This is a genomic window from Pseudomonas sp. MWU16-30317 (assembly GCF_020515695.1).
Taxonomy (GTDB): Bacteria; Pseudomonadota; Gammaproteobacteria; order Pseudomonadales; family Pseudomonadaceae; genus Aquipseudomonas.
On sequence record NZ_JAIWJA010000005.1, the window covers coordinates 1 to 23,858 of the forward strand.

The following is a 23,858-nucleotide window of genomic DNA, read 5'->3' on the forward strand; positions in this document are numbered from 1 at the left end:
GGGCCAATACCTTGATTTCCACTGACTGCTCCTGGGTCAACATCTCGGCAGCTCAAAGCCACCATGATCGCCCAGGGGGTCAAAATTGAGTTGGCGTTAGGGGGTCAGTTTTACATTGGCGGTGACACCTGGCGAGTTCCAACGGTGCTGGTAAGCATCAATAGTGGGCTTTTACCCGAGGAGCGTTCTTTCGGCTTGGTTATCCGAGTAGCGCTGCAGCGTTTCGAAAGTCGTGAAACGAAAAAACCGGAATTGGGCTTACCAGATTCCGGAATTTTCAGCCTGCAGATTTCACAGGTGCGTTGGGATCAAACCATTCCTCAAACGTTCACCTGCCGGCCTCTGCGGCTGCGATGCTCCATCTTTTTCCACTACCGGACGCCAGTGTGCGGGTCTGCTGTTTAGGATAATGCGGGAGGGGGAAATAAATTCCAGAGGGCATGATGGCGAAAGTTTTTGTGATCGGCGCCACGGGTGAAACGGGAATTCGGCTCTGCCAGCAACTGGTTGCCCGGCGTCACGAGGTGCTCGGACTGCACCGCAAACCTGAGCAATATTCACGCTCAAACTCTATGGCGTCGAGCCTGTCTTGGGTCGTAACCAGATCGTCAAGCTGAATGCGATGTTTTGGTCGGGCCATGAATCGCTTAGCCATGGTAATAGTCAGTTCAATGCCTGATGGATTGGACTGGCGGGACTCCTGGATGGTCTCAAGCTTCAGATCCAGCGCGCTGAAGAAGGTATCTGCGTCGCTCCCACTCTCGACGGTCGCGCGACGGCTTGTGATCTAATGATGAGCGGCTGGGGGGCGTTTTATCAGCGCAAAGGCATGAAAGCTTCTGGGTGGTCGGAGCAGGTCATGAATATACTCCGGGGCGTTTCTAGCTTGCATGGGCGGGAGGAGCTGGTTGCGGAGCTGAAGTAGATGGGTTTGGACTGCGGTGAGTACCTGGTTCGCACCTTTGGCGAGCAGTTTTTATCATATGCCGCCAGTGGAGAGGCCGGGATCCTCCGTCGAGCGGCATGTGACGACGTTCCGTACTCACGGTCTTTACTCCTGAGCGACCCGGGCTGACAAGATGTAAGGGATGAATGGATGTAGGGTAGGGCGTCGTCACAACACTGCTGTAGTAAAAATGTCCGCAGGTATGAAAAAACCCTGAATGACATTTGCCAGATACCCACGATTTATGCGGGCGTCTCGGGCCGTAAAGCCTGCGCGGGCCATCTGATTGTCCGACTCAGCATTGATCTCAGCAATGAATGAACGGGTCTCCTTCACGGAGAGCGCCCGGCTCAGATCACGATGTGGCCATCTCGTAACGTACCCTTGAATAATGCTGGTAATGAACCTGGCGTCCATCTCTGCCCGATCGGCATCCTTATCGATCATGTACATACCAAGGTGATTACGAAGGAACTGCTGCGATGAGCGGCTCAGATGGGGATCCAGAATCGTGAAATCGACGTAGACGCCTTGTCCACTCTGGATAGCAAACCAACTGGCGTAGTAGGAAATTCTATCCTGTAAGCGGTTCAGCCCTTGGTAGGTGCATCGATCGAAAGCCTCATCTTGGCTCAGGGCAAATTGAACATCGCCCTCTCTGATCAGACCATACAGCGCCAGCAGGTCACTAACGGCCCAAACCGTGGCAGTTAACTCCGCCTTAGACATTTCGAGCTCAGTTGCTAGGAACCCTTTGAATCCCACCATTGTCATGGGATTGAGTGCATTATCAATGGGCGCGTCGATAATGGCGAGGTACGCGTCGTAAAAATTCAATGCAAGCATCACACGCTGCTGCCGTTCGATTTGATCAGGGAAGGCCTCCCTCAGCGATAATTCGCACTGGGTTGGATTCAGCATTGTCATACCGCAGGCGAGGATCTGGTCTTGTTTCAGCATACGTATCAAAGTCCCTGGTCGAATTCAGAATGGCTTGTTTAAGAAGTTCTCTCGGTTTGGCAGCCATGAATCGACTTCGGCAGCAGGTAAGAACCGGGTCGGCCTGGCTGCAGAGTTCATCTTGAGATGTAGCCTTTGGACACGTTTTGTTCGTGGTACCACTCATGGTTCCGCAGCGCATTTCCATGCTCCTCCGACGGGTTCGCTCCGGGCTCGCTGGGATAGTCAGCGGGAAACATCTCTCGCAGCCGACAAAGCTCTTCAAAAACGGACTGGGCCCGGGCTATTCTTTGTGATTGAAGGTGTTCAGCGATCTGCCTAAACCCTGGCGAAGCAGCACCGTGGTCAGAGAACCAAGCTTTAAGGTCTTCATAGATTTGTTGATGACGGCGGTCGAATCCGCCACAACGTTGGTCTGTGTCGGAGAAGAACTTGCTTGGATTGTACTGGTATAGGATAAAGTCCTGCAGGAGGTAAGCAGTACCATACATTCCTGTTAGAAAGATGTCGCGGTGAGTAATATACGGTGATTCGGGCATGCTAATATTCTCCTATTGTGCTTCGCATTAAATTAAGTGACCGGGTTTAACGTGTAAGTGGTACTCAATCATTTGGTAAATTTTGATAAGCATGCTCATGCTTGTGCAATGTTTAAGTCCACGAATGGCGTTTTTACGTTGGATTGCAAACTGCCGACATTTCTTGTTATTTCCTCACGGGCATACAATTTGCAGTGGATATAGGTCATGGTGATCACGTTGAGTTCTGAGCGACTTGCTAACTAAAGATGATGGCGGCGGTAGTGTCAAGCTATTATTTAGAGCTGGTGTATTGGTTGCGGGTATAACATTGATTTTGCCTTAAATTGATAACTGAGTTTTCGTAACTAAGATTGTGGGATTACCAATATTTAGTTAATTTAGCTGTCGGTGACTGCGTCGTCGCTAAAGTGGCCATCGGGGCAATTGGAAAAAATGGCTGTTCGCTTCCAAAGGTGAGGTGAGCAGAGTTTCCGGGCCTCTCACGGGATGGCCGGCAATCTCAAGGCGCTGAATTCATGCGGGTGTTCAGGCCGCCGGAGAGCTCTCATCGTGTTGTATAGGGGAGTATTGCCATTGCTGATGGCATTTTCGTGATGTCCAAGATCCAGTTTTTCATGTGGCACAGGAGTGTTCATGGAAGGGAGTTGCTCGCAATCTCACGACTGCGCTGTACAGTCGGCGTACGGGTTCTCCATATGGTGCAGCGAGATTGGAGGCAACGGCAATCTTGATGCCTTCGGCCTGCAGCATTTCCACTGCTCGCATTCCATCATCAAACGGTTCGATGCTATCTAGATCAGCGTCCAGTGCGCCTTGAATTTCGACCATGAGATCGGGTCGTACGCTGATTTCGAAAAGCTCAGCCGCTTCCGCCAGGCTCAGGCTGCGGGTCATGACCTGGTGCAGATTGTTCGGCTGCGGGAGACGCCCTTGTCGGATGCCATCTTTCAAAATCATGCGATAGGGGTGTCTGCCCTGCGGGATTCGAAGTAAGGTGCCGAACGCGTCGAAAAGTATGAATCTGACGGACATCTGGATTGCCTTTAACAACTGCGGTTGAGGCCCGCTTCATCTGGTTTGGCAGGATACAGTGGGTCAGAAGGGCACACATTCGAAGCGACCAGCCGTATGTGGCTGGTCGGCCCTCAAGTGATCTTGATGCTTTGCAGCATCCTTAAGAGCAGAAAATCATCCGGGGCATCCAAGATGAGCTCCCCATCATCAGCGACCCTTACCTCGCATAGCCGGGGATGGCTGAGCAGTCCAGGAGGCAGGGGATGCCGAGCAAACGGATTGTGAAGCACATAGAGTCCGTCCATGAGGTGCTCTGTGTAGTCTCGTTTCCAGGTATTCCGCACCACTGGAATCAGGCTCCCTTGATTAGGGTGCAAGGTGGTGTACACGGACGGTGCCTCAGGACTATCAGCCAGAGCCCTCAGCTTCCCCCAAGTGGCGAGGCAGCTATAAACAACCGCTGATACTTCCGCATGTGAGTCGTCACAAAACAGTCCGACCTCAATGTTGGTATTGGCATTTTTAGGCGCTGCAGTGACGTTGTACGATACGACGTGGGTGTCCCCCGGTTTGGTCGCCGCCTCGTCGTGGTAAAGCCCATACAATGCTGCAAGGATTGGGCGCCCAGATGCGAAATGTGAGTGCGGCCTGTCGAACGATGCGATGCCAATTACGAAGGGTTTGCCTTCAACGTGCGCATGGTTGAGGTAGCTTTTGCGGTACTTCTTAATCTTGGCATCGAAACTGTTGCAAATCCGCAGGGTTGGTTCGATGTTGAAATCGGTGAAGTCCTTAGGAGGTGCGGCCATGGGAAAGCCAAATGCAGGTTCTCCGCCAACCGGCGGTCTTGCAATCGTCGCTTCCAGGCAGAATGGCACGCCCCCCTCCACCACGAAGTCAGGGGCATGATGACGAAGGTTGATTGGTAGACCCAATTCCTTGAGCGCAGCAAACAGGTAGAGCTCCCAGAATGAGGACTCGAAAGTCGTTTGCAGCTCTCTGACAAACTTACCGTCACGATCTTCGAAGCCCTCGGCCCATTTAGCCAAAACTGCGCGCTCGGGCCCGTAGGGCGCCTCGTTCATCATTTGAAAAATCGCATGCTGGGTCTCGGCATCGACCTGATGTGTGAATAGATCAATGGGCATGACGCGCTTCCTTGAGCAAAGCCGTTAGAGTTCAGACCTTCGCGGAAGACTATTCGAGGGTGACTATCATATCAACGCTGTGTCCTGGCGTTGAATGTAGTAAAGATTTCGGCAGGGCTAGTACTGGATTTTTGGATGACCCACAGGACAAGCCCGCGAGGGGGCTCAAGGCCCTACTCAACCAGTGGGGTCAGCCGTTGGTGAAAGATCGGTATTGTCTTCGCCGTCATAGGTTGATCATGCACATACACCTGCTTGACCTCAATTCGATAGGCTTTGAGATAATCAATCCAAGCATGCCTCGATGCCTTCGCTGCGATCAGCACGACCGATCGTGCACCTGCCTGTACGGCTGCCTCTGGAGACATGGCGAAGCCAAGTGACACATTCGCCTCGTCAACGAACTCAGGTGACAAGGTGGAGTACCTGCCTTCCGCTTCCACAAACAGCCCCTTTCCTCTGACGGAATGAATCCGGCAGATGAAAGGATCCCACTTGTTGGCATGGGCTGGCCGCACTCTGATCAGATCATGCTTTCTGAAACTTGTCTCCTGGGTTTGAAGGACTACCGGTGCTCGCACTCGACCCAGACGCTGATTGATCGTTGCGATCAGCGAGGGAGAGTCACTGACAAAAATTTCACCCTTTGACGCTTGGTGCCATTGCTCGGCCCAGTGGACATTGAACACCTGGTCTTCGCCGTTGAGCTCAAGGTTCGGCGCTGGGATCGCTGATACGGGGTGACTCGCAGCGTGCAGGGCGATGGTGGGGTAGTAGGCTTTGAGAACGTCCAGGAAATGTGCTGGTTGCTCAGCCATAGCTGGCCGGGCATCGAATAGCACCACCCGCGTGGAGGCAGGGACTCCCTGGAGGGCCACCAAGAAGTCACTGAGCGTCAGTAGATGGCAGTCGGTGATGATGACGGTGCCGTACTCAGCGAGGTCAGGTGGGAGTTCGTGGAAAGGAACTGCAACGTTCTCAGTACAGGCATCATAGATAGGCAGCATGGAGCTCGAATACACGACGAGCTGAGGAGCCGGCGCGTACAAGATCTGCAGGGTGCCGGACAGCTGGCTCGTGAACTCACAAACGCTTGGTAGAGCACGGGCACTGATCACCGACAGCCTTGAGTTGATGGCTACGATGATTTCGTCTTGGTAATTATGATGGTCATAGGATGCGATGACTTGGCTGTATCTGGAATAACTATACTGGACTTCCTGAGGCGTATAGATGGGGAAAAAACTGCTCGATAGGCGTTCGAGCTGTCTGCGCACGGCGACCTGAAGCATAGCGTGGGATTTGAGTTGGCAGTACTCCCCATCAACAATTGTCCAGCCCCGGTCGGTGCAGAGTTCGAGGGCCTTTCCGGAGGACTTGGGCAGCTCCGTCTTGTGAAAGATCGTGCGTCCCTTCGAGCCTTGATCTCTGAACCAGGTCAGTAGCTCAAGCGCCGCACGTTGGCTGGCGTCCAAACTCGTTTGTGAGGACAGGACTGATTGAATCAACTGCGATGTGCCGAACGACAAGAGGGCCTTGAGCCTGGCAAGCGGAACGGCGCATGCATCGGAACCAAACGTGTCATAGCAGGCTTCTGCGCGCGTTTGAGGAAGCCCCCAGGCCATGAGTCCTTTAACGTGCTGGAACCGTTGCTGAGACTCTTGGAACGCTACCCCTAGCAGAGTGCATTGCGGCGCTGGGAGTACTCCTTGCCAGGGTTTCAGGTCATTCTGGACGAGACTGGCTAGAAGCCTCTCGCGTTGAGCTGCGTCCAGGGAGTTGAGCAGTCGTTTTGCAGCAGGTTTGAGCTGAATATCGGCGAGGAAAAAGTTGTGTTCAATGAGCGTGACCCAGGCCGAGATGTCTAGGCCACATTCCAGAGCAGCTATCAGGTTGACTCCATGGCTACGTGCAGCGGTTCGCAGCATGTACATGCGCCCGGCAAGCAGCGGAAAATCGAATGCATCAGTGCGAAAGCGCAATGAGGCGATTCTACCGTTCCCTGAGTGGACGCAGGTGATTTGGCTGATGCCATCTAGCCGATGGATTAGCCGCTTGATGAGGTACTTCTTCATGGGCGATCGCTCAGTACGATGCCGCCTGCGTGGATCATGTTTAGCACATGACGCGCCGATCGAAGTTGTTGCTTCAGCGTCGAATTTTCCTGCTTGATCAGGGTCAATTCGGTTTGCAATCTGGAATTTTCAATATTTAGAGGCGCGCCTCCGGGAAGAGTGGCGATCGAGCTTTCCAGGAATTCATTCAGCATCGCTAGGAGTATATGCACTTCGGGGTTGCCTCGGCGGGCATAAAATATTTGTCGAGTGGCGCCAATCCTGGCTGCCAACCATGTAAGATCAATGCTGCCTTTCCTCATGGGCATAAAGGCGTCTACCTCAATCAGTTTTGCCATTTCCTCTTTCAGTCGAAGAGCGAAGCGATTCTTCAAGTTCAGCTGTGCTAAGCGATCCAAGATTAGTGTTTTTTGCATGGCGCCAGTCCAAGAAGGGTTTGCAAGTTTTTGCATCAGAGAGTGATGCGGGAACTGCTGTCATCGTTGCGCGGGTCATCAAGCGACCTTTTTCAAAATATAGGAACTGATCTTCTTTCAATATGATTTCGATTAGCTTGCAGGTCGTTTCGAAAGCGTGCAGGAAACTGTCAGTTTTAATCATGGGTATTTTTGGTTTCGATTTTTTTGATAGATCGCTCAATATATTTTCCAGAACCAGAATCCTATGTTTCGCTTCGCTAAGTTTGATTTGAAGCGTTTCTTCTGGAATCAAGGATTCTGCAAGTACTCGGGGGATCTTTGTGCAGAGTTTCACAGCATAGCTATCAAAAAGTCTCTTTTGAGGTGTATTTGATTTTCTATAAAGTGAAGGATCCACGCCAACAATGAGAGCCACATCCCTGGCCAAGTTTGAAAAATTTTTGTAGGGCGGCACATTTTTTTTGATCAATGACTCTAAAGTAGCTTTGGTCTTTGCCAAAGTTCTATTGAGTTGCTCCTGCTTCCGATCATGCTTATTTTTATCCTGAAGCGTCAGCTGGTCAGAACGATGATTATTCAATTTTTTCATGCTCCAGGGCCAGGTAAGGATTTGAAACAAGCGTAATCACCTCTTCAAAAGTGAAGTCTGAGCTTCTGAGGATGGTGGCTATCTGGCAGGCGATAAGCTGCTTCGACGTAGGATCGCTTAGTTCTAATTTTAGAAGGTCTGGGTTCTTGGCTAGCCGCTCAACCATGTAGGGGTAATTGGCCGAAGTTAAGTGCGGATAGGCTTCAGAATCAATAATTCCCGCAATAACCCGGTGGAGAGGGTTTGACATGTCTACAGCATGTCGCTTAGCACCAACGAGGTCACGGTAGCGGGAAATATACCCTGGATTTTTATTGTCCGAATCCAATACTTCATTAAGGTGATCGGCCAAATGTTTATATGATGCGATCTCGTAGCGAGCGATTGTCAGTTCGTGATGGTATGGCTCCATCTCAGCTTGTGAAATGGCTGCGTCAGCCAGCTGACTGATTTTATCCACGAGTTGAAGACTGTTGATTTGAGCCTGTCGCATCTTTACATTCATGCCTGGCAAATGATCGATGCCCCATACTGCTGCATCGCAAAGGCTACAAACTCTCGAACGTCCTGTGAACTCCACAAGTTTCTTGGGGCAGTCGCCATCACGCATGCAGATACAATGAGTGTAAAATCCCGGCAGGGCTTTGGTTGTGGCTATCAAATCTGTGCCTGATTCTTGGCTATCGATGAGATAAAATTGCTGGCTTCTGAATTTTTGATCTTTGACGAGCTGCGCCTTGTTTTCGTGCCACCCTTTAACAATGGCGCTGCCCGGCGAGCTCGGCTGATTAATCTTGCCCATCAGCGCTTCATAGGCAATGTCTGTGACGATGCTATTAGCACGGCCTATGTTCTCTAACATATCTTCGGGAGTAACCACTGTATAGTAGTCGGTTGTCACAGCAATCTGATCATTTATTTTGTGACCAGCTTGCTGAGCGGTATAGGTGACATCGAGGTGCCCGTACAATCGCATGTGAGAAATCCACGCCACCCGAAGAGAGTGTGGGACATGCACCGCCAGTTCGTTGCCAGAAGCGCTTATGGTTATGAAGCTGTGATGCGAGTCGGGACTTACAATGGAGTTATATACCTGCTCCAAGCCCCTGCAAAAATGTATCCATTCGTCAGAGTATGTCCCGTCCGAAAAAGGGAGGTCGTGGTCTCCCCAAGGACTTCTAAACAATGGGCAAATCATGCCGTATTTGTTAGGATCCCTCGGGTCATTCTCGTAATAAACAAGGCCAGGAGCTCTGGTGTAAACCTCCGTTTGAAAATATCGCTCATCGATGAGACTCTTCATGACATCGCCATCGATCACAACATCCCTCGATTTCCCAGATTTGTCTGTGTTGACATGCAGCGTGCAGAGATTGAAAGCGTCAACGTATTTTTCGTGATAAAAATTGTCGAACGTTCTGAGATCCAACCATTGGCCATTTTGTATTCTTTGGCCTCCAAATAGTCCGATAGCCAGCATCCTGAGTGTTGAAAGCCAGGGCAAGTATGCCGTAACAATGGTGGCTGCGTTGGTTGAGTGGTAATCGCCATACCACCAGTTGTAGATGTTGGGTATGATTGTAATGGGTATCTGATAGGTCTCCAGTGGACGCTTGGAACTGCGTAAAGTTACCGTGGTGCCGAGGTGGATTTTCGTGAGATCAATCCAATCGCTTGATTTGATTTCTGCAATTGTTTCAGGAGCAATGCGACCATCTAATATGGAGTTTCTGATGTTGATGCCAATGGCGTCAAGCGCGCTCATGTAGGCTTTTGCGATAATTGAAATGTCCCGAGGGAATGGCTTCTTGTCAGACTTCGATCGTCCGCCACTTCCAGTCGAATCCATGGAGCGGTTGACGGGATTGGCATACCCACCATCTACAAACCCATGAGGTGCGCCATAGGTTCTTACTAGCTCAAAGAAGAGATGCACTGAATTAACAAAGGGTTTAGTAGATTTCTCCGTGAACATCAACGTGCGAAGTTTCAATCCGGTCAGTGGCATCTCAAGGTTGCCAGAAATGTCATGATCTCGATAAATCGATTGTACGGTTTCATGGTCAATTAGATCGTCGCACCAAAATACCACTCGCTCGAAGTCAATGATGGTTTCTGGCAGCCGAAGTGTGGAAGTAGGATGCAGCTCTTTCCACATAGGTAGGTAAAAAAATATGTAGTCAAATAAGAATTTGATATGCTGGATCTGGTTGTCTATATAGCTTCTGGAGTTTTTAGGGTTGTTAGGATTGATAAGTTTGGCAACAAATATCTCCGCCATCGTTACCCACTGACGGTAGGTCTTCTCGATTTCGATGTGTGAGCGACCGGGATAGAAATCGTTTGTCACCCAATTGAAGTCAGGCTTTCGCGGAGGTAGAGATAGTAAAAGCAGGTAGTCCTCGGCGGATATCGAAGAGTGAAGCTCGTTATACAAGGCTTCGCTTTCGTCTGCGACGCGCTGCGCCTTTTCTATTCGAGCCATCTGTCTTTCTATGATTGTTCGCTCTTTTCTTTTAAGCTTAGCTGTCGGAGAAGAGCGAGCATACTCTCTGTTAATGTTTCTGATCTTGTAGCGACGAAGTTTTCGGTCGTGCGTGGGTATGTTTTGCGCTTCCTCAGGTGTCATAACATAATATTTTACATACTCATCATAATCCTTAATATTTTGAGCAATACTTTCGTTGTGGGCGCGTTTTGATATAAGGTACATTTGATATCGCTCAAGGTAGAAGCACTGTTCAGGAGACACGATTTCGCTGAACATGGCCGAGAACTTCTTGAGCCAAGGTATGAAAGAGAAGTGTTTATTTCCTTTATCAAGTTTAAGACTCACTATCTCAGGTATGGCGGCCCAGATTTCGTCAAAATTCACATCATCTTTAGATTGCCATGACGTGCGGTACTGCCACCTTCTGGAGGCTCTTTCAATGTTGTTTGAGCCCTTTGCTACCTCGAAAATAAACCCACAGGTTTGTTTTTCCAACTCTGGATTCTTTTTCCATGCAGAGCTCAACTCGAATATGAATGGCAAGGTTACTATCTTCTCTGCCCAGAGCAGGCAGAGCAGCGCCTTAAATGGAACTACTAAGCCCGTCACGTCCTCTGGTCGGTCGGGACGTATACCTGTCAGTTGGTGATACAGCGTTGACGCCGGAGGGCCACCATCACCTTCCAGCAGGGTAATTTTGAAAATATTGTTCAGATCACTCTCGGACGTCTGTCGAGCGGATCTTAATCGGCAGAACTTTACGATGGCGTGACGTTTGTGGTACTGCCTGTCGCTTGAGTATTCGTTTAGGTTCACCCGCTTGGACGTTAATGGCTCGGTCATTTTACTGAAAATCACTTTTGAAGCAGCGTGCAACTTCTCGGGCGCGATTAACCGAATTTCTTTCGATACGTTAATCATGCTGCCAAGCGTCCGCGCAGATCTTGTGCCAAGGCTTCATACGCATCCGCACGCAGGCTGTCGATACTGCTGGTTTCATTCCAGATAGCCGCCATTTGCTGCGAAGCGTGAATTTCGGCCATGAGCACCTCTTGGTCGAGCTTGGCGTAAATAATAGTGGATGCGATATTTGCGTGCCCCATTAGCACCTGAATCTCACCTAGGGTTAATCCAACTCCACGACGCCCAGGGATGTAGACAAAATTCCTGGCCCAATAGCCGTAGAAGTGACGAAGACTATGGGAAGTATATAACTTCGTAGGTGTGCTATCAGTTATTCCTGCTTTTTGTTGAGCTTTTGCGAGTGCGCGATTAATCCTGCGGTTAAGCGAGTTCGGTTTGACAGCATCGACCAATGGCTCACCATAGTTATTGCGGTTGTCTGATATAAAAAGGAACTCGCTATCTGAGGTGGGGCGTATTGCCTTGTATTCAGCCAAAGCATCATAGAAGAGGGTTTCAAAGGGTTCGAACATGTAGATTCTTGCTGTCGTCCTTCCTTTGAAGGGCAAATCTTTAGCGGAAGGGTCGCGCCAGTGGTTAGGGTCTTCTATGCGAAGGGAGCGTTCCTTCAAGTTGATTTCATCGTTTCTCATGGCCCAGGCTTCGGACTGTCGGAGACCACCGCCAGCTTGGAGCAAGGCAACTACCTTCTCTAAGGGCGGCAGATTCTCGATCAGGCTCAAAATTCGACGTGATGGAAACTCCTTTGGGGGCTTGCTTTTGGGAGCCTTTCCGCCCTCTAGGCCTCCCTGCGCGGTCTGATAGACGTCAGCAGGTTTTTCCTTGAACTCCATGAGCTTCGAACGCATCTGTTCGATCTCGATTTTGCTCCGACGTCGATCTGCCAAAGCATCGAGTTCGTTTGGGGCCTCGATCACGATTCCCGGGTTGAGGAAGTTGGCCATGGCCAATGAGTCCCTCAGGAGAGCTGCGTGAAGCCGCAGAAAATGGTTGGCGGCAGCTTTATAGGCAAGGGCCGAGACAACGCTGATTGGCGTCCGACCCAGCCGTTTAGCCACCGTCCTGACCACGAAGTCGGTGCTGTTGACTCCTTGGGTCAAAAAGATGAAGTAGGAATTGATCGTTTCGCCGAGCGCTTCCGGATCAATCTGGCCGGCGCCGATCGCTCTGGACTCATACAGGTAGTCAATGAAGCCCGCATTGCGGTAGGTGTATTGCTCATTTCTCGCCCGTGAGCTTTTCGTTCCCAGCTGTCTGTGGATGCCTCGGGAGTAGGCGTTAAATGAGGGCACCGGTTGCCCGGTTGCCGTTTCGTAGAGGCGCGGCGGCTCGGTATGCACCAGAAGGACATTTTTCAAGTTGCCTTTGCGAGTGCATTGCTGATCAACCCGTTCAACCTTTCGACCTGATCCAATCGCCGCTTGGTCACGTTCGGTTAAAGTCGGCTTAATCATATATTGACTCGCTATAATTCATGTGATATACAATTGGTATAGCTCATAGGTCTAATCTTTTTTGCGTTTATCAATTGAAATAAACTATTGGTACCATTATTATAATAGTTTATTTACATTGATGACGTCATTGTGGGCTTTCAATGACCGCACTCGGCTGAATGTGTTTTCCTCTTCGTTTAACTTCAGCGTCCGGGGCGACTCCCGCTGGTTTATACGTGACATGAGGCGGCCTGCGCTCGTGCCTAGAGAGTGTGTGACGGTTCATGTGCCGTTCGATGGCCGTGAGCTTTTCTTCTTTTGCCAATCGAAGCAGTGGTCGACCCACCTTCCGCGCGCCAAAGTGGCTGGCAGTGAGCTGATCCTTGAGTTCCAGTATCCTTCAGATTCTCCGCGTGAGACACGTCCGGAGATTGACCGGTTGCTGATGGATATTGAGCAATACCCCGGATGGCAGGAATACCAGATCAACGCGCACAATGCGTCGCTCATCATCTGGCCGCGCAGGTGGTGAACGATCGCAAGAAGCGTTTGCTGGCCAAGTCTCAGCGCACGGCAGACCTGGGTATCCCTGTTCGACAGTGTTCAGATGCACCGAAAACCTACGCTGTACCCACCGCTCGCCGCGAGTCCGTACCCACCCTGCAACCGGCTACATCCCAGCCTTTCGAGTCGGAACCTACCTGGGCGATGGATCAGTACGAGCGCGTGCTGAAAATCATGCAGGACATGGCATTGGTCGTGGAGCGCAGTCCTGCCGCTTTCAAGTCCATGGACGAGGAGGCGTTACGGCAACATTTCCTGGTACAGCTCAACGCCCAGTTTGAGGGCAAAGCCTCAGGCGAGACTTTCAACATGAGCGGTAAGACCGTCATCCTGCTGCGCGAGGGGTGATAGCAACGTTTTCATCGCCGAGTGCAAGTTCTGGAAGGGGCCCAAGGCCTTCGGAGAGGCCATCGATCAGTTGCTCGGCTTCACGACCTGGCGAGATAGCAAGACGGCGATTTTGGTCTTCAACAAGGGCGTTGATACCAGCAAGGTGCTGGCTGGCATCGATGCTACTGTCCAGGCGCGTGCGAGCTTCAAGCGCAAAGAGGCGTACCGGCACGAAAGTGGCTTCCGCTAGTCTTCCACCAGCCGGACGACTCGAATCGCGAGCTAATCATCACCGTACCCGTGTTTCACGTACCATCCTGACCAGCCACCCTGACCGACCCTCTCTGAGAAGCGATTTCGACGCAATGAAAGCAGTGCAGTGGACAGTGTTTATCGACATGCTGGGCTTCAAGAAGCTGAACACGGTGGTCACCACCGACCAGCAGGCGCAAGACCTATTGGAGTTTATGATCAGCAATCGGGATGTTTTGACCGGTCATGAGCAGGCGCTCGCTGAGGGGTACAGGAAGACTGGCGGACACAACCCCTACGATTGGTATGACGTCAAAAGTACCTGCATCTCTGACTCGGTGGTCGTGACGTTCAAGCCGAAAGAAATGGAGGAAGAGACGGATGCTGATCAGGTGCTAACGCACTCTGCCAACGCCCTGATGCTACTCATTTTTCGGTTGTGCATGCTGATGCACAAATGTCTGCTGGAACAAAAAATCACCTTCCGAGGCGGCATCTCTACTCAATTTTGCGACATTCGCGACAGCTTTGCTGTGGGCGCAGGCCTTAGCGCCGCGAGTGAGACTGAAGGCAAGGCTAAGTTTGCTCGCATTGCCTTGGCAGACGATGTAGTCCAAAACGAGGCGCTAATGGGTAGAGTTCGGCAGCTCTTCAGCCGAATGTATGGTGATTCAGAGTTCTTGGTGGCGGAAAACGGTATCACCTGGGTGAATTCGCTCGACTTGATGCTGGCGGGTCAAGATCTAAGGTCACCCGCTGTTAGCAGGGCGATGTTCCACCCTGCGACCCGCCCATCTGTCCTAGCGACGCGTATGCAGTGCGCACAATACCTCAAGGCTCAGCAAATCTTCGTTGTCGAGTCGATTCGGGAATATTGGGCTGCTTACCGTGAGCATTATGAAGATAACGACCTCAAGAGGGTCAATAGGGGAATCCTCAGAAAATACTTCTGGCTACGGCACTATCACAATGAAACCGTCAAAAATCGGCGCTTGGTAGCGTTTTTCATAGGTTCTCAACGATCACTCAGATGACCGGCTGACTTTCATTCAAGCGTTGATTAGCTGTAGCTCCGACTGCTGGCTCAGCTGATGTTTCAGGTAGTCGGCCAAGGCCATGACACGCTCTGGCAGGTACTTCGTTGAAGGGAAGACCACGAAGAACTCGAAGCTTTCGGTGGGGCAGTCCTCAAGGATTGTAACCATTACTCCGCTTTCCAGCGCCTACTGACCGTAGCAGCTCGGCCCCTGGATAGCGCTCAAGCCTCTCTATGCAGCAGCAACAAGGGCTATGTCATCGTCACTGGCGAACTTCTGTCGTGGATTGACGACTTTGTGGGTGACGTCTTGCTCGTAGTGCCAGCGCCTCTCTTGCAGAGGCAGGAATTTTGGCTTGCAGATCATCGGGCGTAGCGATCTGGCCAAGTGCGTGTCGCAGGGCAGGGGTATCAGGGGAGGGGCAGCGGAATGTCACTTAGCTTTCGGGTCATCAGCGCAGAGTTCAACTGGCCTTAAGCAATGTATGGCGGGCCCTTTTCGATTCAACACCATCCAATTGTCTGGAAAGTCGACTTCTCGTGGAGAGGCTGGGCTTATCGCTGCGTGCGGGTTGAGCTAACTCAGAAGTTCAGGCGGCGGCTCGTAGCGTTGTGCGGTATCGAATGGGCATGGGTAACTAGTCATCACGTTTGTGAGTGAGGTCGTTTCGGGATTTGTGGTTGGGGGTAAGGGGGGGCTTTCGGGGGATTCAGAGTACGAGGCAGAAAGCCTGAACGTGCCCTAGATCACGGAATGTGGAGCGGGTAGAGGGAATCGAACCCTCACCGATTGCTTGGGAAGCAATAGTTGTACCATTCAACTATACCCGCATGTCTTGCTAGTGAAGCTCGCTCACAAAAGCGGTTGTCCAGTAAGAACCCTCAACTAAAGCTTGGGAAGCTTTCGTTTTACCACTAAACTATACCCGCATTTACTGCCCACAAAATGCGGTAGTCCAGCACGTATCCCGAGTCGACTTGGGAAGCTGGAGCACTGTCTGTTACGACACCCGCTCATTGCGGCTGACTTTGTACCAGAACTCTTTCCCGATTTGAAGCTTTTTCCTGCGCATTCAGTCAGATCACCCCCGTAGCCCTGCCTGCCAAAACAAATCGGCAGCGCTACAGGCGGGATCGACGGTCAAATGGCGAAGGCATGGTGATCCTGCGCGGGACGTGGATGAAAGCGCACGCGTTTCTCGGCAGGCGTGTTGCTCAGGAAGTCGATCAGCGCCTGGCGGCTGTCACGGCAGGCGGCCTTGTGTTCCATGTCGAGGAAGTGGCCGGCGCTTTGGATGGTCACGAAATGGCTCTGAGGGATGTGCTTGCCGAACAGGCGGGCGTCGAGCGGGGTGGTGTATTCGTCCCATTCGCCATTCATGAACAGCACCGGCACGTTGATGTTGCTTGCCGCTTCGAGCGCGCCGCCCAGGTTGCTTTGCAGCACCTCGCTGACGTGAAAGTGCATCTGTGCGTATTCGTGCGCGGCCAGTGTGCTGACGTGTTTGTAGTTGAAGCGCTTGAACAACGACGGCAGGTGCTTGCCGATGGTCTCGTTGATCAGCTCCCCGACCTTGTAGCGCTCGCAGGCGCCCAGGTATTCGATGCCGCGGGTCAGGTAGTCGTTCATGTGCACGTTGATGGTCGGCGAGAACGAGCTGATGACCGCGCGTTCCAAGGTCCGAGGCCGCTCCGACAGGGCCAGCAGGGCGCAGGCGCCCCCCCAACTGAAGGACATGACGTGCTCGGCGGCGAAGTGGTCGATCAGCTCGAGGAGGATCTGTCCTTCTTCCTCTTTGGTCAGCGAGCGCGCGTTGGCGTTGTGCGGCTTGGACTTGCCCGCGTAAGGCTGGTCGAATAGCACGACGTTGAACTGGGGATGAAGATTGCGAACGGTCTGGGCGAAGGAGGCGGTCGTGGCCAATGAGCCGTTCACCAGGATGATGGTCTTGGCGGCGGCCTCTGCGCGATAGAACTCCGTGTAAACCCGATACTGACCCTGTAAATCCAGCACAGCGATTTCTGGCCTCATGTCCTTGACTCCTGACAAACAATAACGAGTATTCGCGCAACCAGCGTGCGCGTTGTTTATGACAGGTAGGCATACGCCTGGAAGGGGGGCCCTTGTCGATCCGAGGGATGGTCGACGGCTGTTGTTATAGGTGGGCATGCCGTTCTCGCGCGCTTCGAGGCGGCGATGGACGGCAAAAAATCGGCTTGAAAAACGCGAGCGGCAGCCGAGTCAAGTCAGGACCGGCACTTGGATTCAAGCAGTGAAACCCGGAACCCGCAAGTAACGTCGAGACCCTGTTCGGGCCTTTTCGGCTGAGCGGTCGCCGGGTCAGATTGGCTGAATCTCTTCAGCGGTCAGCGGCCGGTACTGGCCCGGCGCCAAGCCTGGGTCGAGGACGATTTCGCCGATGCGCTCGCGGTGCAGACGTACCACTTTGTTCTGGAAAAGACCGAACATGCGCTTGACCTGATGGTAGCGGCCTTCGACCAATGTCAGGTGGGCACTGTGGCTGCCCAGCAGGGTGAGTTGGGCGGGCAGGGTGGTGAGGTCTTCGAAGGCGAAGTAGATGCCGTTGGCGAAGGTCTCGGCGTAGTGGGCGCCGATTGGCTGCTCGGTTTCCACATGGTAGACCTTGGGCAATTTGCTGCCGGGCTGGGTCAGGCGCCGCGACCACTGGCCATCGTCGGTAATGAGCAGCAGGCCGGAGGTGTTGAAGTCCAGGCGTCCGGCAATGTGCAGCCGCTGTTTGTCCGGCTCGTCGAGCAGGTCGAGCACGGTAGGGTGCTGCGGGTCGCTGGTGGCGCTGACGCAGCCCATGGGTTTGTGCAGCATGAAATAGCGTGGCGGGCGGGCGGCTTGCAGCACCTCACTATCGACCGTCACCTGACTGAATTCGCTGACCGGATGATGGCCGTCTCGCGCCGGTTGGCCATCGACCTGCACGCGGCCCTGGACCAGCAGCAGGCGCACTTGCTGACGGTTGAAGCGGGGCAGGTTGCTGAGGAAACGATCAACGCGCATAGAGGCAAAACGGCTGGAAGAGGGGCGGCTATGTTAGCGGATTGTCGCGGCGTCGGCGTCGGCGTCGGCGTTGGCTTTGAGCTGAGCATCGACCCGGGCACAGCGCGGGCACAGGCAGGCCTGGTTGCGCAGCTCGGCGGGCAGGGCTTGCAGGACGGCGGGGTCGATGCTCACGGTGAAGCACCAGCAGGGCTGGTCGGCGGTGGTTGGATCGGCCAGGGTGCAATCGTTGCTGGCGCCGCAGGCGGGGCAGCGGGTGTGATCGCTCATTGGGGTGTACCGGGTGGTAAGAACGTGCATTATCACGCACATTTTGTGCCCGTCCAGATCTATGTAGCGAGGGGGCTTGCCCCCGAAAATAATTGACCCACCCAAAAGTGCGGGGGATCGCGATTTTCGGGGGCAGGCCTCCTCGCTACAGGTATTGCGTGAGGTTTAAATCAGCGAGCTGCCAACCACGCGCGCCAGCCGCCGAAGTGGCTGATGTCTTCAGCGCCTTGCAGGCCATAAGGCTCGCAGATAAACCCACTCTCCCAGCGTCCATCGGCAAGCTGCACTTTACCCAGCCCCAATGGCGCGGGTATCCCGGTCAGGAACGAACCCAGTTCGCTGCTCGGCACCTCCCAGACTTCCACCTCGATGGCCACGCCCCCTTCGCCGACGCGCAGCATGCCGGGGCGCAGCGGTGGGCCGCCAGCCAAGGCGTATAAACGATAATCGGCAGAGCTGTGGGTGGCCTCCAGCAAGCGCGCGCCGCGACGCTTGAGTTGCCAATTCAGCGCCAGCCCGTTCAGGTGCGCGCCGCAGACCACCAGGCGGGCCATGTCGTTGCGTGCTGGCGTGCTCGGCGCGCGCTCGCCACCGTGCAGGGCGCTGGCCACGCTGAGCAAGTATTGATCGGTGAAGGCGCGGCCGAACAAGGTCACGCCCCACGGCAGCCTGTTGCCCATGAAAGCGGTCGGGACGGCGACGGCCGCGTAATCCAGCAGGTTCATGAAGTTGGTGTAGTAGCCCAGTTCGGAGTTGCGCAACACCGGTTCTTCGGCCAGTTCGGCGAGGGTCACGGGGCGGCCGATGGTGGGGGTGAGCATGCAGTCCAGGCCGGCGAGGATCTGATCGCATTGGGCTTTGAGGACCTGCAGGCGGTACTGCGCGCGAAAGGTCTGTACGCCGGTCACGCTCGGCGCTTTGGCGAGCACGTCGCGGATCACCGGCAACACGGCTTCGGGCTGGGTTTCGATCAGCTCGCCGACCACGCTGTAGCGCTCCGCCACCCAGGGACCTTCGTACAGCAGGCGGGCGACTTCGAGGAAGGGGGCGAGGTCGAATGACACGGGTTGACCACCCAAGGCCTGCAGGCGCGCCACGGCATCGGCAAACAATGCCGGGCCTTCGCTGCAGCCGAAAAACTCCAGCTGGGCGGGCACGCCGAAGCGGAACGGGCGCACGTTACCGAACGCCGACGCGTCGTTCCACAGCGGGTTGGCGCGGCTGTATTCGTCACGCGGGTCGAGGCCGCAGGTCAGGGCGAGCAGTTGGCTGGCCTCGCTGCAAGTGGCGGTGAAGGTGGTCACGCAATCGAGGGTGCGGCACGCCGGCAGCACGCCTGCTGTGGAGATCAGGCCTTTGGTGGCCTTGAGCCCGACCAGATTGTTGAGCGCTGCCGGTACACGGCCCGAGCCAGCGGTATCGGTGCCCAGGGCGAAGCTGGCGAGGCCCAGTGCCACGGCCAGCGGCGAGCCGGCGCTGGAGCCACCGCTGGGGTAGTCCTTGAGCACACTGTTGATGCAGGCGCCGTAGGGCGAGCGGGTGCCGTTGAGGCCGGTGGCGAATTGGTCCAGGTTGGTTTTGCCGAGTGGAATGGCGCCGAGGGCGATCAGTTGTTCGACGATCGTCGCCGAGCGCTGCGGGGTGAAGGCGAATGCCGGGCAGGCCGCGGTGGTGGGGATGCCCGCCAGATCGATGTTGTCCTTGAGCGCGAAGGGGACGCCATACAGCGGCAGCTCGTCGAGGCTGCGTTGTTCGAGGGCCGCGAGGTAGGGTTCGAGCTCGGCCTCGCTGAGCAGGTGGATGAACAGGTGGTATTCGGGGTTCAGGGTGGCGGCTTTTTCGCGCAGTTGCAGGATGAGCTGGCGCGGGGTGTGAGTGCCGGCGCGATAGGCAGCGCGCAGGGTGTCGAGTTGCAGGTTGGGAGTGGTCATGAACAATTCTCCTGTTACGAAATTGGGGTGGCGATCTTGCGGACCTCTTCGCGAGCAAGCGTTGCTCTCGCAGTCGTACGCCTGTGGGAGCAAGGCTTGCCCGCGAAGAGGCCAGGCAATTCAGCGATCAGCCAACTGTGTGTCGTTGGTGCCGCTAACCTCTTCGCGGGCGCAGCCCGCTCGCACAGGGATCAGTCTGTTTCCAGCACCACCACCCGCTGCCCTGCACGAATCGCCGAGCCGGGTTGCACGCGGATGTCGCGGACCACGCCAGCGCAAGGCGCCAGCACCGGGATTTCCATCTTCATCGACTCCAACACCACCAGTGCGGCACCGGCTTCGACGCGCTCGCCAATAGCCACCTGCACCTGCCAGAGATTGCCGGCGATCGGGCTGTCGACGCTGAGCTGCCCAGCCTCCAGCGGCGACTCCTCGGTGATTTCCGCCACCGCTTCAGTGCTGTCGAAATGGGCCTGACCACTGCTGATCCATCGCTCACGTTCGGCATTGAACGCCTGCTGCTGATGCGCGCGGAAAGCGCCGATGCTCTCGGCGTGGCGTTCGAGAAAGCGCTGGTAGTCGGCCAGATTGAGCTGGCTGTGTTCGATGTTCAGGTCGAAGCGCCCGAGCGGGAAGTCGCGGCGAATGTTCAGCAATTCATCGGCGCTCACCGGATAAAAGCGGATCTGATCGAAGAAGCGCAGCAGCCACGGTTTGCCCTCGAAGGCGCCGACCTGGCGGTAGCGGTTCCACATCTGCAGTGTGCGCCCGACGAACTGGTAGCCGCCGGGGCCTTCCATGCCGTACACGCACAAATAGGCGCCGCCGATGCCTACGGAGTTTTCGGCGGTCCAGGTGCGCGCCGGGTTGTACTTGGTCGTCACCAGCCGATGGCGCGGGTCCAGCGGGGTGGCCACCGGGGCGCCGAGGTATACGTCGCCCAGGCCCATCACCAGGTAGCTGGCGTCGAACACGGTGCGCTGCACTTGATCGAGGTCGGGCAGGTCGTTGATGCGGCGGATGAACTCCAGGTTGCTCGGGCACCAGGGCGCGTCCTTGCGCACGGTGGTCATGTATTTGTCGATGGCCAACTGGCAGGCGGGGTCGTCCCAGGAAAGCGGCAGATGGACGATACGTGAGGGGACCTGCAGGTCGCGGGCGGCGCAGACGGCATCCCACTCGCCGGCGATCAGGTCCAGCAGTTGGGTCAGCGGCAGCTGCTCAGGCTGGTAGTGGATCTGCAGGGAGCGGATGCCGGGGGTGAGGTCGATGACCCCGGCCAGGGCTTTTGCCTCCAGTGCTTGCATCAGGGCGTGGCCGCGGAAACGCAGCACCAGGTCGAGTTCGGCGGCGCCGATTTCCAGCAGCAGGTGGGTGTCACCGGCCAGGCGTGCGACCAGGCGGGTGTCGTTGGCGCCGAGGTCGAGCACGATGGGGGAGATCAGGGTATGGGGTTTGGCTGAGGGCCCCTTCGCGGGCAAGCCTTGCTCCCACTGGGGATCTGCGTGGTCAGCGGTTATCCCAGTGGGAGCAAGGCCTGCCCGCGAAGCGTTTAGCGTCAACCTGGCTGTCAGCTCAGCATTGAGTGCTCGCGCGGTCGCCACATCCACCGGCACGAACTCGATCTTGTCCCCCGCCTTCAACTGCCCCAACTGCCACAAATCGGCCTCGATCACCGTCACCGGGCACACGAAGCCGCCCAGGCTTGGCCCGTCCGGGCCGAGGATCACCGGCATGTCGCCGGTAAAGTCCACCGCGCCTATGGCATAGGGGTTGTCATGGATGTTCGACGGGTGCAGCCCCGCCTCACCGCCATCGCTACGGGCCCACTCAGGCTTGGGCCCGATCAAGCGCACACCGGTACGGCTGGAATTGAAGTGCACCTCCCAAGCTGTCGCGAAGAACTGTTCGATATAGCCTGCCGTGAAGTATTCCGGCGCGCCATGGGGGCCGTAGATCACCCGAATGGTGCGCAGTTCGCCCAAGGGTGCGAGTGCCTGCGCCGGTACGGTCGCGCCGGCTGACTGATCTGAAAGTGCTGCCAGATGCAGGACATCACCAGCGCGCAATGCGCGACCGCCATGGCCGCCGAACTGGCCAAGGGTGAAGGTGCTCTTGCTGCCCAGATAATCGGGCACCTGAATACCGCCACGCACGCACAGGTAGGCCCGCGCGCCATGCCCGCGTACCGCGCCGAGGCTCAGGGTAGCGCCCGCCGGAATCGACAGCGCGGTGTTGAGGGGTTGCACCACGCCGTCCAGCGTCAAGGCGATATCGCTACCGGTCACCGCCACCACCGCCGCGCCGTTGAAGCGCAGCAACGGGCCGTTCATGGTGATTTCCAGGCCCGCGCAATCGGCGCTGTTGCCCAGCAACTGGTTGCCCAGACGCAGGGCGCGGCTGTCCATCGGCCCCGAGGGTGGCACCCCAACGGCCCAGTAGCCGAGGCGGCCAGGGAAGTCCTGTACGGTGGTCTGGGTGCCACCGCTGATCACCTCGAATGTGTCGGCGCGGTACACCAACTGCTCCAGGCAGCGAGTCCATGGCTGGCCGCTGGCGAAGGGTGTATCCAGCAGAATCTGACGCAGGTAATCGCGGTTGCTCTCGACGCCATAAAGGTGGCTGTCGCCCAGTGCCTGATGCAGTTGCAGGCGGGCTTGTTCACGGTTCGGTGCCCAGGCGATCAGCTTGGCGATCATCGGATCGAAGTACGGAGGGATCTCGCAACCAGCCTCGACCCAGGTGTCGATGCGCAAGTGTCGACCCTCGGCAGCGGGGAAATCGACCTGCGTCAGCAAGCCTGGGCTTGGCTGGAAATCCTTGCTCGGGTCTTCGGCATACAACCGCGCCTGGATCGCATGACCGCTGGGCAGCAACGCTGCGCTCAGCTCGCTGAGTGGCGGCAGATCACCGGCGGCCAGTTGCACCATCCAGCGCACCAGATCGACACCCCAGACTTGCTCGGTGACACCGTGCTCGACCTGCAGGCGGGTGTTCACTTCCAGAAAGTAGAACCGCTGATCGTCACTGTCGAAAACAAATTCGACGGTGCCAGCGCTGCGGTAATTGACCGCCTTGGCCAGTTGCACTGCGGCGTTGCACAGCGCTTCGGCCATGCCGTCCGGCAGGTTGGGCGCGGGGGTTTCTTCCAGCACCTTCTGGTTGCGCCTTTGCACCGAACAATCCCGAACGCCCAGGGCCAGTACCTCGCCTGCGCCGTCGCCGAACACCTGGACTTCCAGATGGCGGGCGCGCTCGATGTATTTTTCGATGAATACGCCGGCGTCGCTGAAGTTGTTCTGGCCCAGGCGCTTGACGGTCTCGAAGGCCTCACTCAGCTCGGCGGCCGAACGGCACACGCGCATGCCGATGCCGCCACCACCGGCAGTGCTCTTGAGCATGATCGGGTAGCCGACCTGGGTGGCGGCGAGCAGGGCCTCTTCAAGGCTATCGAGCAGGTCGGTGCCTTCTAGCAGTGGCACGCCGTGCTCACGGGCCAGCGCGCGGGCGGTGTGCTTGAGGCCGAACAGGCGCAGTTGCTCGGGTGTCGGGCCGACGAAGGCGATGTCGGCCGCTTCGCAGGCTTCGGCGAAGGCGGCATTCTCGGACAAAAATCCATAGCCGGGATGAATGGCTTGCGCGCCGCTGGCCTTGGCGATGGCGAGGAGCTTGTCGACGCGCAGGTAGGTGTTGGCCGCGGCGCCTTCGCCCAGGCTGTGGGCTTCGTCGGCCTCGAGCAAGTGGCGGCTGGCCAGGTCGGCTTCGGAATAGACTGCCACACCCCGGACCTTGAGGTCGCGCAGGGTGCGCAAAATACGGCAGGCAATGGCGCCGCGGTTGGCAATCAGCAGTGTGTCGAACATGGCATGACCCCTGGAGACCTCGATGCGGGCCTCA

At 55.6% G+C, this 23,858-nt stretch carries 19 protein-coding genes and 1 tRNA gene; 3 read left to right on the top strand and 17 right to left on the bottom strand.

Translation table 11 applies throughout. The features are described 5' to 3' along the window. Positions 1-1,114 precede the first annotated feature (1,114 nt). From LIX93_RS15270 to LIX93_RS15310, 9 genes are all read right to left on the bottom strand, one after another. Complete coding sequence (locus tag LIX93_RS15270; RefSeq protein ID WP_065992377.1) at positions 1,115-1,906, bottom strand: hypothetical protein; 792 nt, start codon at positions 1,904-1,906, stop codon at positions 1,115-1,117. Positions 1,907-2,022: 116 nt separating this feature from the next. Further along, the gene (locus LIX93_RS15275; protein ID WP_065992378.1) at positions 2,023-2,445 is read right to left on the bottom strand and encodes a hypothetical protein; all 423 of its coding nucleotides are present in this window, start codon (positions 2,443-2,445) and stop codon (positions 2,023-2,025) included. A gap of 615 nt (positions 2,446-3,060) precedes the next feature. Further along, positions 3,061-3,480 carry an HAD family hydrolase gene (locus tag LIX93_RS15280; protein ID WP_226504910.1) on the bottom strand — a complete coding sequence of 140 codons (420 nt, stop codon included), beginning with the start codon at positions 3,478-3,480 and terminating at the stop codon, positions 3,061-3,063. A gap of 113 nt (positions 3,481-3,593) precedes the next feature. Continuing rightward, entirely contained in the window at positions 3,594-4,610 is a 1,017-nt protein-coding gene (locus LIX93_RS15285) for a glycosaminoglycan attachment site (RefSeq protein WP_226504911.1), read from the bottom strand. Positions 4,611-4,783: 173 nt separating this feature from the next. Next, positions 4,784-6,685, bottom strand: coding sequence for a hypothetical protein (locus tag LIX93_RS15290; protein ID WP_065992381.1), 1,902 nt, complete (start codon positions 6,683-6,685; stop codon positions 4,784-4,786). Further along, positions 6,682-7,023, bottom strand: coding sequence for a hypothetical protein (locus tag LIX93_RS15295; protein WP_226504912.1), 342 nt, complete (start codon positions 7,021-7,023; stop codon positions 6,682-6,684). Before LIX93_RS15295 ends, LIX93_RS15290 begins: the two co-directional genes overlap by 4 nt. After that, positions 7,007-7,693 carry a hypothetical protein gene (locus tag LIX93_RS15300; protein ID WP_226504913.1) on the bottom strand — a complete coding sequence of 229 codons (687 nt, stop codon included), beginning with the start codon at positions 7,691-7,693 and terminating at the stop codon, positions 7,007-7,009. Before LIX93_RS15300 ends, LIX93_RS15295 begins: the two co-directional genes overlap by 17 nt. Then, positions 7,677-11,105, bottom strand: coding sequence for a site-specific integrase (locus LIX93_RS15305; RefSeq protein WP_226504914.1), 3,429 nt, complete (start codon positions 11,103-11,105; stop codon positions 7,677-7,679). Before LIX93_RS15305 ends, LIX93_RS15300 begins: the two co-directional genes overlap by 17 nt. Continuing rightward, on the bottom strand, positions 11,102-12,562 hold the full coding sequence (locus LIX93_RS15310) for a site-specific integrase (protein WP_083233253.1): 1,461 nt from the start codon (positions 12,560-12,562) through the stop codon (positions 11,102-11,104). Before LIX93_RS15310 ends, LIX93_RS15305 begins: the two co-directional genes overlap by 4 nt. A 256-nt stretch (positions 12,563-12,818) precedes the next feature. Between LIX93_RS15310 and LIX93_RS15315 the strand changes: the two genes are divergently transcribed. Together LIX93_RS15315 and LIX93_RS15320 are read left to right on the top strand one after the other, a co-directional pair. Next, on the top strand, positions 12,819-13,076 hold the full coding sequence (locus tag LIX93_RS15315; protein ID WP_065992385.1) for a hypothetical protein: 258 nt from the start codon (positions 12,819-12,821) through the stop codon (positions 13,074-13,076). After that, positions 13,073-13,456: a hypothetical protein gene (locus LIX93_RS15320; RefSeq protein ID WP_147468546.1), complete on the top strand. Its 384-nt coding sequence runs from the start codon at positions 13,073-13,075 to the stop codon at positions 13,454-13,456. Before LIX93_RS15315 ends, LIX93_RS15320 begins: the two co-directional genes overlap by 4 nt. On the opposite strand, the gene LIX93_RS15325 is transcribed toward LIX93_RS15320, so the two are convergent. After that, complete coding sequence (locus tag LIX93_RS15325) at positions 13,434-13,670, bottom strand: hypothetical protein (protein WP_141695260.1); 237 nt, start codon at positions 13,668-13,670, stop codon at positions 13,434-13,436. The two genes, LIX93_RS15320 and LIX93_RS15325, sit on opposite strands and share 23 nt — an antisense overlap. Before the next feature lie 133 nt (positions 13,671-13,803). Between LIX93_RS15325 and LIX93_RS15330 the strand changes: the two genes are divergently transcribed. Continuing rightward, entirely contained in the window at positions 13,804-14,724 is a 921-nt protein-coding gene (locus LIX93_RS15330; protein ID WP_065992387.1) for a hypothetical protein, read from the top strand. A 15-nt stretch (positions 14,725-14,739) separates the two neighbouring features. Here the strand turns inward: LIX93_RS15330 and LIX93_RS15335 are convergent, their stop codons facing one another. The 7 genes from LIX93_RS15335 to uca all read right to left on the bottom strand — a co-directional run bounded on the left by LIX93_RS15335 (position 14,740) and on the right by uca (position 23,824). Beyond that, positions 14,740-14,895, bottom strand: coding sequence for a hypothetical protein (locus LIX93_RS15335; RefSeq protein WP_167355830.1), 156 nt, complete (start codon positions 14,893-14,895; stop codon positions 14,740-14,742). Positions 14,896-15,483: 588 nt separating this feature from the next. After that, positions 15,484-15,557: transfer RNA gene (locus LIX93_RS15340), tRNA-Gly, on the bottom strand. A 310-nt stretch (positions 15,558-15,867) separates the two neighbouring features. Beyond that, entirely contained in the window at positions 15,868-16,758 is an 891-nt protein-coding gene (locus LIX93_RS15345) for an alpha/beta hydrolase (RefSeq protein WP_226504915.1), read from the bottom strand. A 309-nt stretch (positions 16,759-17,067) separates the two neighbouring features. Continuing rightward, positions 17,068-17,760 (bottom strand): pseudouridine synthase, encoded by a 693-nt coding sequence (locus tag LIX93_RS15350; RefSeq protein ID WP_226504916.1) that lies wholly within the window; start codon positions 17,758-17,760, stop codon positions 17,068-17,070. A gap of 33 nt (positions 17,761-17,793) precedes the next feature. Beyond that, positions 17,794-18,030 (bottom strand): cysteine-rich CWC family protein, encoded by a 237-nt coding sequence (locus LIX93_RS15355; RefSeq protein ID WP_226504917.1) that lies wholly within the window; start codon positions 18,028-18,030, stop codon positions 17,794-17,796. Positions 18,031-18,200: 170 nt separating this feature from the next. Continuing rightward, complete coding sequence (gene atzF, locus LIX93_RS15360; protein WP_226504918.1) at positions 18,201-19,961, bottom strand: allophanate hydrolase; 1,761 nt, start codon at positions 19,959-19,961, stop codon at positions 18,201-18,203. A 191-nt stretch (positions 19,962-20,152) separates the two neighbouring features. After that, positions 20,153-23,824, bottom strand: a complete 3,672-nt coding sequence (uca, locus tag LIX93_RS15365) for an urea carboxylase (protein WP_226504919.1) — start codon at positions 23,822-23,824, stop codon at positions 20,153-20,155. Positions 23,825-23,858: the final 34 nt, after the last annotated feature.